Raw genomic sequence first — 14,149 nt, 5'->3', positions numbered from 1 at the left:
CAGTATAGTGAACGCCGTTCAGGTTAACGTTGTTCAGGTAGCGGCGGCTCGGCTCGGTCGCTCGACACAGGGAGAAACCATGGCCGTGCCCAGGCTGGCAACGAACGACCTCGCGCGGGTCGCCGTTTTCGCCGCACTCATCGCCGTGCTGGGACTGCCGGGCGCCGTGAACCTGTTCGGAGCTGTCCCCGTCACCGCACAGAGCCTGGGCGTGATGCTCGCCGGAGCGCTCCTCGGCCCCTGGCTGGGTGCCCTGTCGATCTCGGTCCTGCTCGTCCTGGTGGCGCTCGGTATGCCGCTGCTGGCCGGCGGGCGGGGTGGCCTGGGCGTCTTCGTCGGACCCAGCGCGGGCTATCTGCTGGGCTGGATTCTCGGCGCCGTCGTCGTCGGGCTGCTGGTGCGCGCGCTGGGCCGGCGTACGTGGGCGAGTGTTCTCGTCGCGATGGTGCTGGGTGGAATCGTCGCGATCTACGCGGTGGGGATTCCGGTGCAGAGCGCGGTGACACGGCTGCCTTTGTCGGCGACGCTGCTGCAGAGCCTGGTCTTCCTTCCCGGGGACCTCCTGAAGGCCGCGTTGGCCACAGCGGTCACGATGCGGCTCGCGCGCGCCTACCCGCGCGCCTTCCGAACGACCGTGCCCGCTGGGGCGGCACGGCAGAGCGGGCATCCGGAGCGATGAGGCCAGGAGAACTCGTTCCCTTGCGTGGTGGCCCGCTCGGGGAACTGGTCAACCGCATCCGCGCCGTGCGCGAGGCCGGTGCCATTCCGCTGGTCGGAGACGACCGCTGGTCGGAGGCGTACTGGCAGCAGTTGGCCGAAGCAGCACGGCGTACGACGCCTCACCCGAAGCTGGCCTGGGCGGCCTCGACCAGCGGAAGCAGCGGAACGCCCCGCATCGTGCTGCGCTCGGAAACGTCGTGGGCCTCGTCTTTCGCCCTGATCGCGGACCTGCTCGAGGTGGACAGCGACGACGCGATCGCGCTGCCCGCGCCTCCGGCCTCTTCGCTGACCTTGTTCTCGCTCGCCCATGCACTCGCCGGCGGTCCGCGACCTGTGATGTCCGAGGCTCACTCGATCGCTGCCGCCGACTACCAGGACGCGACGTGCTTCCACGGCACCCCACAGGCGTTCCGGGCGCTGCTGGACGCCCCGCCGCCGCGATTGAAGTCGGCCCTGATCGGAGGCTCGCGCCTCGATCCGGTGCTGCGAACGCGCGCTGAGGCCCTCGGCATTCGGGTGATCGCGTACTACGGCGCGGCGGAGCTGTCCTTCGTCGCGGCGGACAGCGGCGAAGGGCTGCGATCGCTGCCGGGAGTCGAGCTGCGGGTTGAGCAGAATGAGTTGTGGGTGCGCTCGCCGTTCGTGGCGCACACCTACGCCGACCGGCCGCTGCGCCGAGACGGCGAGTGGGTCACGGCGGGGGACCGCGCGGAGCTCGGGAACGACGGGCTGCGTCTGCTCGGGCGATCCGACGACGCGATCCTGACCGCCTCGGCGACGGTCGTGCCGGAAGAGGTCGAAACGCTGCTGCGAACGCTCCCGGGCGTCAGCGATGCGGCGGTGATCGGCGTTCCGCACCCGACGCTGGGCGCAGTGGTCGTCGCGGTGATCGAGGCGGAGCGCCAGAGCCGGCCGAAGCTGTCGGAGTTGAAGGAAGCCAGTCGCGAGTTGCTCGCTCCCGCCCACCGGCCGCGCCGCTGGTTCGTCGGTGACCTTCCGCGGACCGCCTCGGGCAAGCCGCAGCGGGCGCGGCTGCGCCGGGCGATCGAGACAGGAGAGGTGGCGTCGCTTGACTGACGATCCGATCATCGTCGCGGCCCGCCGTACGCCGATCGCCACGCGCGGGCGAGGGCTCGCCGGGTTCGACGTTGCCCAGCTGGCTGCGGCGACCCTCGATGCTGTCTGGACGGATGCTCAGCAGGCTGTCGGCCCGCTGGACCTTGCTGACGTCGTACTGGGGAACTGCATGGGGCCGGGTGGTAATCCTGCGCGGGTGGCCGCACTTGCGGCAGGGTTCGGCGTCCACGTGCCGGGTGCCACGGTGGATCGGCAGTGCGGCAGCGGCTTGGCTGCCGTGATCGATGCTGCGTACGCCGTCCGCGCCGACAGTGGGACACGGATCGCCGGTGGAGCGGAGAGTGCGTCGACGGCGCCTGTGCGCTCTGTCGACGGTGTGCCTTATGCGCGGGCGCCGTTCGCGCCGCCGGGGTTTGCCGATCCCGACATGCTTCGGGCCGCGGAGGATCTCGCCGAACAGGACGGCATCGGGCGCGCGCGACAGGACGCGCACGCGCTTCGCAGTCACACTCGGGCGCGCGCGGCAGTGGCGGAAAGGCGCTTCGCCGGCGAGCTCGTACCCATCGCGGGTCTCACCGTCGACGACGGGATCCGGGATGTTGAGCGTTTGCTTCCTCGGCTGCGCCCGCTGTTCCCCGGCGGCACGCTGACCGCGGCGACCTCCACTCAGATCAGTGACGGTGCGGCTGCTGTCGTCGTCTCCGCCGCGGGGCCCGGTCTCGCGATCAGGGCCCACGCGATCGTCGGGTGCGATCCCGCGCTGCCAGGGATCGGTGCCGCGCCGGCGGTTCTGGCGGCGCTGGACTCGGCGGGTGTTGCCTTGGGCAACGTTGCGGCGTTCGAGATCGTGGAGGCCTTCGCGGCGCAGAGCTTGGCTGTTCTCGACCGGTTGGGGATCGCGGACGACGATCCGCGCGTGTGCGCCGACGGCGGGGCGCTCGCCTTGGGGCATCCCTGGGGAGCGAGTGGTGCGGTCGCCGTGGTCCGGCTGTTCAGCCGACTGGTCCGTGGGGGTGCACCGGCCGGGACGGTTGGCGTCGCGGCGGCTTCTGTGGGTGGCGGGATGGGCGTAGCTCTTGTGGTGGAGGTGGTCCGGTGAGCGCCTTCGAACTCGACCAGGTCCAGGTGGTGCTCGATGACGTTCGCGTGCTGGACGACGTCAGCTGTGTGCTCGACGCACAGCGGATCGCCGTCGTCGGCGAGAACGGGTCGGGCAAGTCGACCTTCGCGCGGCTGGTCGGCGGTCTGATTCCGCCCTCCGGCGGCCGGATCCGCGTCCTGGGCCTTGATCCGGTGAAGCAGGCCAAGGAGCTGCGGCGCCGGATCGCGTTCGTGTTCAGCAATCCCGACGCGCAGATCATCATGCCGACCGTCGCCGAGGACGTCGCCTTCTCGCTCCGGTCGCAGCGGCTGGGCACGGACGAGTCGACTCGGCGTGTCCGTGAGGCGTTGGAGCACTTCGGCTTGGCCGATCTCGCCGACCGGCCCGCCCACAGCCTTTCCGGCGGCCAGAAGCAGCTCCTCGCCCTCTGCGGAGCTTTCGTACGCCGTCCGGAGCTGGTGATCGCCGACGAGCCGACCGCCTACCTGGACGCGCGTCACAGCCGCCGGGTCGCGGACCACCTGTTCGCCGACCTCGGGCATCGCCTCTTGCTGGTGACCCACGACCTGGAACTGGCCCGGCGCTGCGATGTGGCGCTGCACTTCGCCGACGGCCGCTTGGTCTCGGTCGGGCCGGCCGCCACCGTCGTACCGGAGTACGAAGCGAGCTTGGTGTGACGGCGCTCTACCGTCCGGGCCGCACTCCGCTGCATCGGCTTCCCGCTGGGCCGAAGGCGCTGGGCTTCGCCGTTGTGGTGCTGGCCGTTTCGCTGCTGCCGACCCGTTGGGAAGCGAGCGTGGCCGCGCTCGCGGTGGCGGCGGCAACGTACGTGTTCCTCGGTCCCGGGCTGCGAGAACTCGTCGCGCAGACCTACGGCCTGCGGTGGATTCTGCTCATCGTGTTCGCCGGGCAGCTGATCTTTTCCGGTCTGATGCCGGCGGCAACCAACACCGCGCGCGTCGGCGCCGCGATCCTGCTGGCGACACTGGTCATGCTGACCACCCGCGTCACCGACCTCCTCGCCGCGCTGGAACGAGGACTGCAGCCCCTGCGCCGGCTGGGGGTCGACCCGCAGCGAGCCTCGCTGCTGTTCTGCACGGTGCTGACCACCGTGCCGGTCCTGGGGCGCTTGGCGCTCGAGGTGCGCGAGGCCCAGCGCGCCCGCGGCGGCCGCGGAGTGCGCATCTTCGCGATGACGTTCACCGTGGTGGCGCTGAAACACGCCGATCAACTCGGCGAGGCCCTCGCCGCCCGCGGCGTCGACTGACCCCCGAGGCCATCCGGCGGATCGTGCCGTTGATTCAGCAGTCGTCTCCGCTGGGCAGCGGAGTCGAAGGAGTCACTCCGGCCGTCGTCGCCTCACAGACCGGCTCGCTGCCGGACCCAGAGCAGCCGGTCAGCAGTCCGACGGCCAACACCACTGCCAACAGAGCCGTGGATGCCTTCATCGTCTCCTCGATTCTGTGGCGAAGCTCCCGAACCCCTTGCTGGGGTTCGGGAGCCGCTGCGGTGTGTCAGTTCGTGGTGGCGCAGGTGAGGAAGGGCTGGACGGTGATGTCGTTGGGGGCGTTGTTGGTGATGGCGATCGTCCAGGAGGTCGCGGTGGACACACCCTCGGTGTCGGCGAGGTCGCTGGGGTAGCTGCCGTTGAGTACGACGTGCTTGGCCTCGCTCTTGGCGCCGGAGTCCCACTTGAGTCCGCCGGACAGGGCCTTCTTGCCCTCGGCGCAGTCGAGCTTGATCTCGGAGAAGCCGGTGGGTACGACCTTCGTCGGCGCGGTCACGGCGAGACCGGAGACCCCGTCCGCGCCGGCGTCGCCCTTCGCGCCGGCCGGGCCTTCCGGACCCGCGGGACCGGCCGGGCCGCCGACCGCGTTGAGCTTGGTCTTGACCGCGTCGCTGAAGTCCTTCTCGGTCAGCGCGCCGTCCTTCACGCTGTCGGTGGTGACGGTGTTGTTGTAGGTGCCGGTGAACCACTTGACCACGTTCGGGTCGATGTCGGCGCCGAAGATGGTGCCGTTCTTGATGTTCCAGCCCGACACCGATCCCTCGGTGTTCGGGACCGAGCCGGCCGCCGAGACCGGGTCGGCCGCGCTGGCCGACGACGCCACCGCGATCCCTCCACCGACCGCCGCCATCACGACGACGGCCACGGCGACTGCCTTCTTGCTGATCCGCACGATGTTCCCCTCCGCAAGCCCCCGGCCTCGGTGCCGGGGCAACCGAAGGAGTAAACCACGGTCCCGGCGCCGTAGGTGAGATCGATTTCTGCAGAGCAACGTAAAGTCCGCCGCCGGGGTCCGCCGAGTGAGCAGCAGCGATGTCAAAAGCTGCAAAACCGTTGCGCCGTTCGGTTTTCTCGACGATTATCGCCAGTCTCCGAAAGGCCGACTCCATGACCGACCCACCGCATCCGCCGCCGCTGCACGAGGCGTTGGACCGCCTGACCAGCACCTTCCGCGGCATGACCGCCGGCGCGGACGAGATCCAGTGCGAGTGCCACTGGGGCAGCGCGGAGGAACTGGCCAGCCTGAAGGTTCCCGATGCCGAGCTGAGCCCCGACCTGCTCCGCAGGACGATGAGGGCCCCGGACTGGGACGACCAAGCGTCCGTACTGCGTCGCGTGCTGCCTCAGCTCGGCGCGGTGATGGCTGACGGTGACCTCGTCGGCTACGACCTGCCAGGCCTGGGCTATGCGATCGCCAGGGGCGGCTGGCAGCGCTGGCCCACCGAGCAGGCAGCAGCGGTTCGTACCTTTCTCGAGTCCTGGTGGGTGCACTGCCTCACCTCGGCCGACGCTCCGTCGGCCCATGAAGCGTTCGCCCTCTGCACCGAGGCAGCGGGAACCGCCGAACCCTGGCTGGTGATCTGGGAGAGCCTCGACCAGCCCTCGGCGAACCGGCGTCTTGGAGAGCTCGTCGACGAATGGGGCCTGAATCTCCTGGGCGACGACTTGCCCTGGTCAACCATCGACCGTGAGGAACAGAAGCTCCGCGAGCTGACCACCTGGCTACTCGTCCACGCGTCCAGCCGCTTGGCCGGGCACGAGCGACTGCTGAACATCGTCAGCCGGCTCGCGCTGACCGGCCCTGTGCGCTGGGCCGATCCCGACTGGCCTTACCCTGCCTCCGCTTGGAAGAACTGACCGGCAGGAAGCCCTTCCGTCAGGGTTTGAGGCACCTTGTGATTCCTCGGAGTGAGGCCGTCGGGTGCGTGCGCTTCAGGCGCCCGCGCCGCCGTCGACGGGCACGATGGCGCCGGTCACCATCGACGCGCGGTCGCTGAGGAGCCAGGCGGCGACTTCGGCCACTTCGCGTGGTTCGGCCATCCGGCCGAGGGGGATCGAGGCGTTGATGCGCTCGACGACGCCGGGGGTCGCGGCTTCCCACGTGTCGATCATCTGGGTCGCGGTGCCGCCGGGGGTGATGCCGTTCACGCGGATGCCTTCTGGTGCCCAGGTGACGGCGGCTGTTTCGGTGATGCTGTTGAGCGCGCGCTTCATCGCGCCATAGGCCGGCAGGGCGGGGTTCGCGCGGCGGCTGCCGATGCTCGAGGTGTTGACGATCGCGCCGCCGTCGCCGCGGCGCATCAGGGCGGCCTCGGCGGTCATAGCGGTCCAGTGCCCGCGGAAGTTCACCGCGAACTGCTGGTCGATGTCCTCGTCGCTGGTCGTGTCGAGCGGACCGGGGTGCTGGATCGCCGCGCCGTTGTTGAACGCGCCGTCGAGGCGGCCGTGCAGCTGCTCGACCCGGTCGACGGCCGCGCGGATGCTCGCGGGATCGGCGAGGTCGAGCGGTACCGCGTCCGCCACGCCGCCGTCGGCGCGGATGTCCTTCACGAGCTGCTGGGTGGCATCGGTACTCCGCGCGGCGAGCACGACCGCGGCGCCCTCGGCGGTGAAGAGCCTGGCGGCGGCCGCACCGATTCCGCGGCTGGCACCGGTGATGAGCACGACCTTGCCGGTGAGCAAGCCGATGGGCGTGATGTCCGTTGGTGTTGTCATGCCTTCACTGTTGCTCCGGCGTACGGCCGCAGACAGGCACAGCTTGTACCAGGATGCGTCGCCGCCCGCGAGGAAGACTGGATGCATGGACAAGCAGGAACTTGCAGCGTTCCTCCGCAGCCGCCGCGAGCGGCTCCGCCCGGAGGACGTCGGCCTGCCCTCGGGGTCGCGGCGCCGCACACCAGGTCTTCGCCGCGAAGAGGTGGCGGTGCTCGCGCACATCTCGACGGAGTACTACGTCCGCCTCGAACAGGGCCGAGCACCACGACCGTCGGGGGAGGTCCTCGCCGGAATCGCCGGCGCCTTGCGGCTCACCGACGCCGAGTCCGAACACCTGCACCTGCTCGCGGGGACTGCGCCGATCAGCGGCGGACTGCACCGGCGCGACGTACGCCCGAGCATCCTCGCGCTGATCGAACGGCTGCCGCAGACGGCCGCCTTCGTGACGTCCGCGATCTTCGACGTCCTCGCGTGGAACGACCTCGCGGCCGCGCTGATGGAGGACTTCGCCGAAGTCGCCCCGGAGGACCGCAACCTCGCGCGCCGGGCCTTCCTGGGATCCGCACGCGCCGAGACGCCGCTCTACGGGGTCTCGGACGCCGCCGAGTTCCGGCAGCACGTCGTCATGGAGCTGCGGTCGACCCGCGCCCGCTATCCGGCCGATCCCGCGGTGACCGAGCTCGTCGAGGAACTCCGTGACGGCAGCCCGGAGTTCGCCCGGTTGTGGGAACGCCACGACGTCCAGGTCGCGCCGATGCTCACCAAGACCTTCCGTCACCCGGCCGTCGGGGACATCACCGTCGACTGCGACTCGCTCGCCCTCACCGACCGCGACCAGCATCTCGTGCTCTACAGCGCGCCGCAGGGATCCCGCGACGCCGAAGCCCTGGCGCTGCTGAACGTGCTCGGCGTGGAGGGTGTCAAGGCGAGCAAGTCGCTGTGACCGTTCAAGCGAAGGTTTGCACGACGTCGTTGCCATCGGCGGCCCAGCCGGGGTTTCCGGTGCGTGCGAACCGGACCCACGCGCCGTGCATCCGCGCCGCGAGTCCGGCAGGTGCTTCGTCGGGGCCGAGCAGGCCGGTCGGCCCATGCAGCCAAGCCTCGTCGGCGACGTCGAACACGAACGGCAGCTCGACCGTGTGGGCGGCTCCGAGCTTTCCGTCCAGCGCGGTCGAGCGATAACCGAACCGGTAGACGTGAGTGCGGCCGCCGGAGATCTCGCTGTGCGCCTGGATCATCCGCGTTGTGCCCTTGCCGAACAGCGCTTCACCGAGCACGTCGGCCCTCGACTTGTCGACGTTGCCCTGTGGAACAACGTAGAGGTTGCCTTCTTCGGTGTTGGTGCCGATGAGCAAATCGACATCAGCGGCGGGTCCGTTCGCGAGCGAGTCTGCAGGTTGCGCCGGCAGCACCAGGCTGAAGGGGCTCAGCCCGACCAGCGGATCGTCGGCGGTCTCGGTCCGCAGGTCCAGCCCGGACAGCTTCGGCAGGATCTCGAGGAAACGCTCGTCGCCGATCTCCGCGAACGCATCGACCGTGGGCGCCACACCCAACGCCTCCGCGGCTGCTCTGGTGACCCGCTGCGCTTGCTCGGGCGTGAAGGCCCCCGTTCCGCTGCCGCTCTGCACGATCGCACGGCGGAACAGGCCCTTGGCCTCCGGAGTCGCGAGCAGAGCTCCGACCAGGGTCGCTCCGGCGGACTGGCCGAACACCGTGACGTCGGCCGGATCTCCGCCGAACGCCGCGATGGTGTCGCGGACCCAGGCCAGAGCCGCGAGCACGTCGAGCAGACCGCGGTTGGCCGGCGCGCCGTCGAGATCGAGGAATCCGGGGATGCCGAGGCGGTAGTTCAGCGTCACCAGGACGATCCCGTCGCGGGCGAACGCGCGGCCGTCGTACAGGGGTGCTCGGGTGGAGCCGGTGACGAAACCGCCGCCGTGCACGAAGACCATCACCGGAAGCGCGGGGCCGTTCGACGACGGCGTACGGACGTCGACGGTGAGGTACTCCGGTCCGGGGACCCAACCAGGCCCGAAGTACGGCGTCATGTCGAGACTGCCGAAATCCCTGCGCGGCTGCGGTGCCGTGGGCGAAGGGGCGGTGGCATCGCGTACGCCGCTCCAGCCGGCATGGGCGGTCGGAGGCGCGAAGCGCGCGGCACCGACCGGCGCCGCGGCGTAGGGGATGCCGCGATACAACTCGCCGTACTCGTCGCGGACGCCGCGGACGGCGCCCGAGGGGGTGTCGACGACGGAAGTGACCTGGTGGGACACGAGCACTGTCCTTTCGAAAACGCCGGAAGCTCAGGAGATGCGGGCGAACCCGGCCCAGTTCTTGACCGCGAACTTCGAGCCGTCGCGGACGATCTCGGCCGCGCCGTGGCCGCCGAGATGAGCGGGGAAGACGAGCGCGTTGTCGTCCGCCGCGCGGCCGAGCAGCCGGCGCCGGGTGGCGCGGGACTCGGCGGGGTCCTCGCAGAAGCAGCTGTTCGTGTCGGGCTCGACCAGTTGCAGCGCGGTGTGGACGAGGTCGCCGACGAACAGGGCGCGGTCGGTACCGGACTCCAGCGTCAGAATGGACGAGCCGGGCGTGTGGCCGGGCGCGAGGTCGAGCCGCAGGTTCGCGTCGATCTGGTAGGTGCCGTCCCAGAGCTGCGCGAGCCCGGCCTCGTGGATCGGGGCGACGCTGTCCTCGAACACGTTCTGGTTGCCGCGGCCGAGAACCGGCTTGTGCTCGTTCACAGGGTTCCAGAAGTCGAAGTCCCGCTGCGGCATCAGGTAGGTGGCGTTCGGGAAGGTCGGCACCCAGGTGCGGCCGTCGAGGCGGGTGTTCCAGCCGACGTGGTCGACGTGAAGATGGGTGTTGATCACCAGATCGACGTCTTCGGGCCGTACGCCGGCGGCCGCGAGGTTGTCCAGGAAGTCCGTGTCGAGCCGGCTCCACACGGGTGAGTACGGCCGGTCCTTGTGGTTGCCGACGCCCGTGTCGACCAGGATCGTGCGGCCCTCGCTGCGCAGGAGCCAGGTCTGGATGGCCGAGACGCACTCCTGCGTCTCGGAGTTCAAGAAGTCGGGCGCGAGCCAGTCCTGGTGGTCGTCCCAGGAGCCGGCGGGGCTGTCGGGAAAGAAGGTCGCGGGGCTCAGTTCGACTGAGCCGTAGTACTCCTTGACGCGGGTGACGGTGACGTCGCCCAAACTGATCTGGTCCATCGTCCGTCCTCAGGTCGTTCGCTGGGCACGGTCGTCGACCGTGCGCCGGGGATCTGCCGCCGAGTCTGCTGCGAGGACGGCCGGGCAACCACACCTCCTGCTGGGTACCCCGCGCAGGGTGTGGTTCGGGGTTGGGCGACCACGAATACTGGACCCATGGACTCTGCTGGCCCGCTCGGTGACTTCCTGCGCGCACGGCGGTCGCAACTGCGTCCCGAGGACGTCGGGCTGCGGGATCTCGGACCGCGACGGCGCGTGGAGGGACTGCGGCGCGAGGAACTGGCCCAACTCGCGGGCGTCAGCGTGTCGTACTACGCCCGGCTCGAACAAGGCCAGTCCCGTGGCGCGTCCCAGGAGGTGCTCGAGGCGATCGCCCGCGCGCTCCGGCTCGACGCCGCCGAGCGAGAGCACCTCGAGAGACTGGCGAACGCGTCCCGCCGTACGCCGAAGGCACGCCGCCGGCGGCCCGAGCGGGTGACAGCCGAGACGCTCGACCTGCTGCGGGCGCTGGACGGAATTCCCGCGCTGGTGCTCGGCCGGCGTACGGATGTGCTGGCGTGGAACGAGTTGGGGCACGCGTTGCTTGCCGGACACATCGATCCCGATTCGCCCGACGATCCGGCCCGGCGGCCGAACACGAGCCGGATGATCTTTCTCGACCCGCACTGCCGTGAGCTCTACACGGACTGGAAACGCAAGGCGCGAGCCGTGGTGGGAAACCTGCGGATCGCCGTCGGGCGCCATCCCGACGACCCGGACCTGGCCGCCCTGATCGGGGAACTGTCGATGAAGAGCCCGGAGTTCGTCGCGCTGTGGGCCGACCACCGGGTCGCTCCGTGCGACGCGGCCTCCTACGACTTGCACCATCCCGTGGTCGGCCCTGTCACCGTCACCCAGCAGACGCTCGCGATCCTGCGTTCACCCGAGCAGAGCCTGATCGCGGTGACAACACCCGCCGGCTCCCCGTCGGAGTCGGCGCTCGCGCTTCTCCGGCAAGCCGTGAGCCGCCCCGCTGGAGATCTCACCCGGTCAGAACGACTTTCCCGGTGACCTTTCCGGACTCAGCGAGTCGTACGGCGTCCCGGCGGCCGAGGACCGCCGAGTCGGGTGCTGCAACCGGACCGGACCGGGACCCGCTTCCCCCAGCGTGTCGTCGGGGTTCAGCAGAGCGCACGCCTTCATCGACAAGCAGCCGCAGCCGATACACCCGGTGAGCTCGTGCTCGAGGTCCTCCAGGATCTGCCGCCGGGCCTGGAGCTGACGCTTCCAGGCGCGGGACATGCGTTGCCAGTCCTCGTGGGTGGGGGCGTGGTCCCGCGGGAGGCCGGCGAACACGGCGGCCAGGTCCGAGAGCGGGACGCCGAGCCGCTTGGCGACGATGATCAGCGAGATGCGGCGCAACATGTGGCGGGCGTAGATGCGCTGGTTGCAGCCGTCGCGGGACGAGAAGATCAGCCCCTTGCGCTCGTAGAAGTGCAGCGCCGACGCGGGCACGCCGGTACGCCGGATCACCTCGCCGATCGCGAGCGGGACCGTGGTGTCGACGTGCCTGTCCATCGTGAACAGGACGCTAGGGGTTCAACCGCGGTTGAGGTCAAGCGGTCGAGTTGCGCTCAACCACGGTTGAGGCGCTGAGCTGATTCGGCACATCAGCCCAGAACCGCGAAAGTGAGCCCGCCATGACCTCAGCAAGGACCGACAGCGCGCCGGTGACCGGAGCCGCAGGGCTCACCCTCCCTGTGGTGCTGGCCGGCGTCGTGCTCGTCGCGATGTCGATCTCGGGCACCGCGGTGGCGCTGCCGAGTATCGGCAGCGATCTCGACGCGTCCGGATCGCCGCTGAACTGGGTGGTCGCGGGCTACAACCTGGCCTTCGCCGCGATGACCCTGGTGGCGGGGGCGACCGCCGACCGGATCGGCCGGCGCCGGGTGTTCGTCGGCGCCGCGGGCGTCTTCGCGTTCGGCTTCCTGGCGACCGCGTTGAGCCCCTCGATCGTGGTCGCCGACGTGGCGCGGATCGTCTCGGGCGCCGGGGCCGCGGGGGCCATGGCAGCGGGTGGCGCCCTGCTCGCGTCGGCGTACGACGGTCCCGCGCGCAACCGCGCGTTCGCCCTGATGGGCACGATGGCCGGGGTCGGCATCGCGATCGGGCCGACGTTGTCCGGCCTGCTCATCACGGCGACCGGGTGGCGGGGCGGCTTCGTCGTCTTCGCGATCATCGGCCTGCTCGTCGCTGTCGGCGGGACGCGATTGCAGGAGTCACGCTCGCCCGGTGGCTCAGCCGACTGGCTGGGCAGTGTTCTGTTGGTTGTTGCCCTGTCGCTCCTGATGTACGCCGTACTGGAAGCTCCGGCGTTCGGATGGGCTGATCCGCGCATCGTCGTGGCCTTGGTGATCGGTTTGCTCGCGTTGGTGGTGTTCGCGATCGTGCAGCGCCGTACGGCGGCCCCGGTCCTGGCGCCCGCGCTGGTGGCGAACCGTCAGTTCATGGCCTGGTGTCTGGCCACGGTGACGACGTCGATCGGATTCCTCGGGGTGCTGGTGTTCCTGCCGACGTACCTGCAGGCCGCGGCCGGGTCGAGTCCGGCTGTCGCGGGGCTGACCATGTTGCTGCTGACCGCACCCGTGCTGGTGATGCCGATGATCGCGGTGTCCCTGGTGAACAAGGGCACATCGGCGCGTCTGCTCATCCTGGTCGCGCTGGCATTTGTTGTCGGAGGCAACCTGTCGCTGGTCGCGCTGCGGCCCGGCAGCACCGTGGCGGTGGTCGCCGTACCGCTGCTGCTGATCGGCATCGGCATGGGCGCCTCCTTCGGTCTCACCGACGGTCAGGCGATGAGCCTCGTCCCGCCGGACACCGTCGGCGCGGCCGCGGGATTCCTGAACACCCTCCGCGGCGCCGCCGAGGCGATGGTCATCGCGGGCTTCAGCGCTTCCCTGCTCGGCTTCCTCTCCTCCGAACTCGACGGCGACACCAGCCGGGCCGCGGACGTCAGCTCGGGCCGACTCAGCGACCAGGCAGCGGCCGAGCTGGACGCTTTCACCCGGTCCTGGCAGTTGACGCAGCTCTGCATCACCATCCTCTGTTTGCTCCTGAGCGTTGTCGTCGCGGTCTTGATCGCCCGGCGTCCGACTGATGCGGACGTCGCGGCCGGCCGCTAGCCTCACTGACAGGGAAGGTCGCACTGGGAGGTGCAGTGATGGAAACGTCCGCCTACTTGAATGCCGTCGTCGACCAGACGAACACGTTCGCCGACTGGGTGCACGGCAAGGACGCGGCGACGCCGGTGCCGACCTGTCCGAAGTGGACGCTGGCCGATCTGGTCGACCACGTCGGCGCGACCCAGCGGATGGTGGCGTTGCTCGTGGGCGAGCGGATGACCGAGCCGAGCAACGCGTTCGCCGGCTACGTTCCGGCTCCGGTGGACTCGTCCGAGTGGCGCGACTGGCTGACCGGCACGGCGGCGGAGGCGCAGCAGGCGTTCGACTCGGTCGCCGACGACACACCGGTGTGGGATCCGTCCGGTGACGAGGCGGGCGTGCGGTTCTGGTCACGTCGGTTGCTCGGCGAAGCCTGCGTGCATCGCGCGGACGCGGCCGCGGCGCTCGGTACGCCGTACGAGCTGGCGCCGGAGCCGGCCGTCGCGGCCATCGAGGACTGGCTGGACACGATGACGTCTCGCGGCTACTCGGAGAACCGGCCGGACTTCGCCGACGCGATGCGCGGCAGCGGCCAGACCCTGCACTTCCACGCCACCGACGCGCCCGGAGAGTGGGTGGCACGCCGCGAGTCGGACCAGGTCGTCCTGGAACGCACACACACCAAGGCGGACGTCGCGGTCCGCGGCCCGGCCACCGATCTCCTGCTCGTGCTCAGCAGGCGCCGCCCGCTGGATGCGGCCTCCACGCTCGAGCTGCACGGCGATCGAGCACTGCTCGACCACTGGATCGAACACATGAACTGGGTCACCGACTGACTCACGTCGGGAGCAACCTGCGGAAACCCGATCACCGCCGGCGACAGCTCGCCGGCGGTGAT

The 14,149-nt window shown here is 70.1% G+C and carries 15 protein-coding genes; 10 read left to right on the top strand and 5 right to left on the bottom strand.

The features are described 5' to 3' along the window. Positions 1-79 precede the first annotated feature (79 nt). Genes BWI15_RS26760 through BWI15_RS26740 form a run of 5 tightly spaced genes read left to right on the top strand, consistent with a single transcriptional unit; the run spans position 80 to position 4,166 of the window. Positions 80-679, top strand: coding sequence for a biotin transporter BioY (locus tag BWI15_RS26760; protein WP_077017331.1), 600 nt, complete (start codon positions 80-82; stop codon positions 677-679). Further along, positions 676-1,797, top strand: a complete 1,122-nt coding sequence (locus BWI15_RS26755; RefSeq protein ID WP_077017330.1) for a class I adenylate-forming enzyme family protein — start codon at positions 676-678, stop codon at positions 1,795-1,797. The genes BWI15_RS26760 and BWI15_RS26755 overlap by 4 nt, the downstream gene beginning before the upstream one ends. Then, the gene (locus BWI15_RS26750; protein ID WP_077017329.1) at positions 1,790-2,896 is read left to right on the top strand and encodes a thiolase family protein; all 1,107 of its coding nucleotides are present in this window, start codon (positions 1,790-1,792) and stop codon (positions 2,894-2,896) included. The genes BWI15_RS26755 and BWI15_RS26750 overlap by 8 nt, the downstream gene beginning before the upstream one ends. After that, positions 2,893-3,576 carry an energy-coupling factor ABC transporter ATP-binding protein gene (locus tag BWI15_RS26745; protein ID WP_077017328.1) on the top strand — a complete coding sequence of 228 codons (684 nt, stop codon included), beginning with the start codon at positions 2,893-2,895 and terminating at the stop codon, positions 3,574-3,576. Before BWI15_RS26750 ends, BWI15_RS26745 begins: the two co-directional genes overlap by 4 nt. Beyond that, a complete protein-coding gene (locus BWI15_RS26740) occupies positions 3,573-4,166 on the top strand; it encodes an energy-coupling factor transporter transmembrane component T family protein (RefSeq protein ID WP_077017327.1) in 594 nt (197 codons plus the stop codon). The genes BWI15_RS26745 and BWI15_RS26740 overlap by 4 nt, the downstream gene beginning before the upstream one ends. A 247-nt stretch (positions 4,167-4,413) precedes the next feature. Here the strand turns inward: BWI15_RS26740 and BWI15_RS26735 are convergent, their stop codons facing one another. Continuing rightward, complete coding sequence (locus BWI15_RS26735) at positions 4,414-5,079, bottom strand: collagen-like protein (protein WP_077017326.1); 666 nt, start codon at positions 5,077-5,079, stop codon at positions 4,414-4,416. Positions 5,080-5,294: 215 nt separating this feature from the next. Between BWI15_RS26735 and BWI15_RS26730 the strand changes: the two genes are divergently transcribed. Then, a complete protein-coding gene (locus BWI15_RS26730) occupies positions 5,295-6,044 on the top strand; it encodes a hypothetical protein (RefSeq protein ID WP_077017325.1) in 750 nt (249 codons plus the stop codon). Between the two features lie 75 nt (positions 6,045-6,119). Here the strand turns inward: BWI15_RS26730 and BWI15_RS26725 are convergent, their stop codons facing one another. Continuing rightward, the gene (locus tag BWI15_RS26725; protein WP_077019330.1) at positions 6,120-6,902 is read right to left on the bottom strand and encodes an SDR family NAD(P)-dependent oxidoreductase; all 783 of its coding nucleotides are present in this window, start codon (positions 6,900-6,902) and stop codon (positions 6,120-6,122) included. A gap of 85 nt (positions 6,903-6,987) precedes the next feature. Here BWI15_RS26725 and BWI15_RS26720 point away from each other — a divergent pair, with 85 nt between their 5' ends. Further along, positions 6,988-7,845 carry a helix-turn-helix transcriptional regulator gene (locus tag BWI15_RS26720; protein ID WP_077017324.1) on the top strand — a complete coding sequence of 286 codons (858 nt, stop codon included), beginning with the start codon at positions 6,988-6,990 and terminating at the stop codon, positions 7,843-7,845. Between the two features lie 4 nt (positions 7,846-7,849). Here the strand turns inward: BWI15_RS26720 and BWI15_RS26715 are convergent, their stop codons facing one another. Then, positions 7,850-9,175, bottom strand: coding sequence for a carboxylesterase/lipase family protein (locus BWI15_RS26715; RefSeq protein ID WP_077017323.1), 1,326 nt, complete (start codon positions 9,173-9,175; stop codon positions 7,850-7,852). A gap of 30 nt (positions 9,176-9,205) precedes the next feature. Next, positions 9,206-10,111, bottom strand: a complete 906-nt coding sequence (locus BWI15_RS26710) for an MBL fold metallo-hydrolase (protein ID WP_077017322.1) — start codon at positions 10,109-10,111, stop codon at positions 9,206-9,208. Positions 10,112-10,267: 156 nt separating this feature from the next. On the opposite strand from BWI15_RS26710, the gene BWI15_RS26705 reads away from it, so the two are divergent. Beyond that, a complete protein-coding gene (locus BWI15_RS26705; RefSeq protein WP_077017321.1) occupies positions 10,268-11,161 on the top strand; it encodes a helix-turn-helix domain-containing protein in 894 nt (297 codons plus the stop codon). On the opposite strand, the gene soxR is transcribed toward BWI15_RS26705, so the two are convergent. Then, entirely contained in the window at positions 11,141-11,668 is a 528-nt protein-coding gene (gene soxR, locus BWI15_RS26700; protein WP_083751051.1) for a redox-sensitive transcriptional activator SoxR, read from the bottom strand. The genes BWI15_RS26705 and soxR overlap by 21 nt on opposite strands. 122 nt (positions 11,669-11,790) lie before the next feature. On the opposite strand from soxR, the gene BWI15_RS26695 reads away from it, so the two are divergent. Together BWI15_RS26695 and BWI15_RS26690 are read left to right on the top strand one after the other, a co-directional pair. Then, on the top strand, positions 11,791-13,272 hold the full coding sequence (locus tag BWI15_RS26695; RefSeq protein ID WP_077017320.1) for an MFS transporter: 1,482 nt from the start codon (positions 11,791-11,793) through the stop codon (positions 13,270-13,272). Positions 13,273-13,310: 38 nt separating this feature from the next. Further along, positions 13,311-14,087, top strand: a complete 777-nt coding sequence (locus tag BWI15_RS26690; RefSeq protein WP_077017319.1) for a maleylpyruvate isomerase family mycothiol-dependent enzyme — start codon at positions 13,311-13,313, stop codon at positions 14,085-14,087. The last annotated feature ends 62 nt before the right edge of the window (positions 14,088-14,149 follow it).

The sequence above is a fragment of the Kribbella sp. ALI-6-A genome (assembly GCF_001984195.1).
Classification (GTDB): domain Bacteria; phylum Actinomycetota; class Actinomycetes; order Propionibacteriales; family Kribbellaceae; genus Kribbella.
The sequence above is the reverse complement of the archived record's forward strand: the minus strand, read 5'-3'. Positions and strand labels throughout refer to the sequence as shown.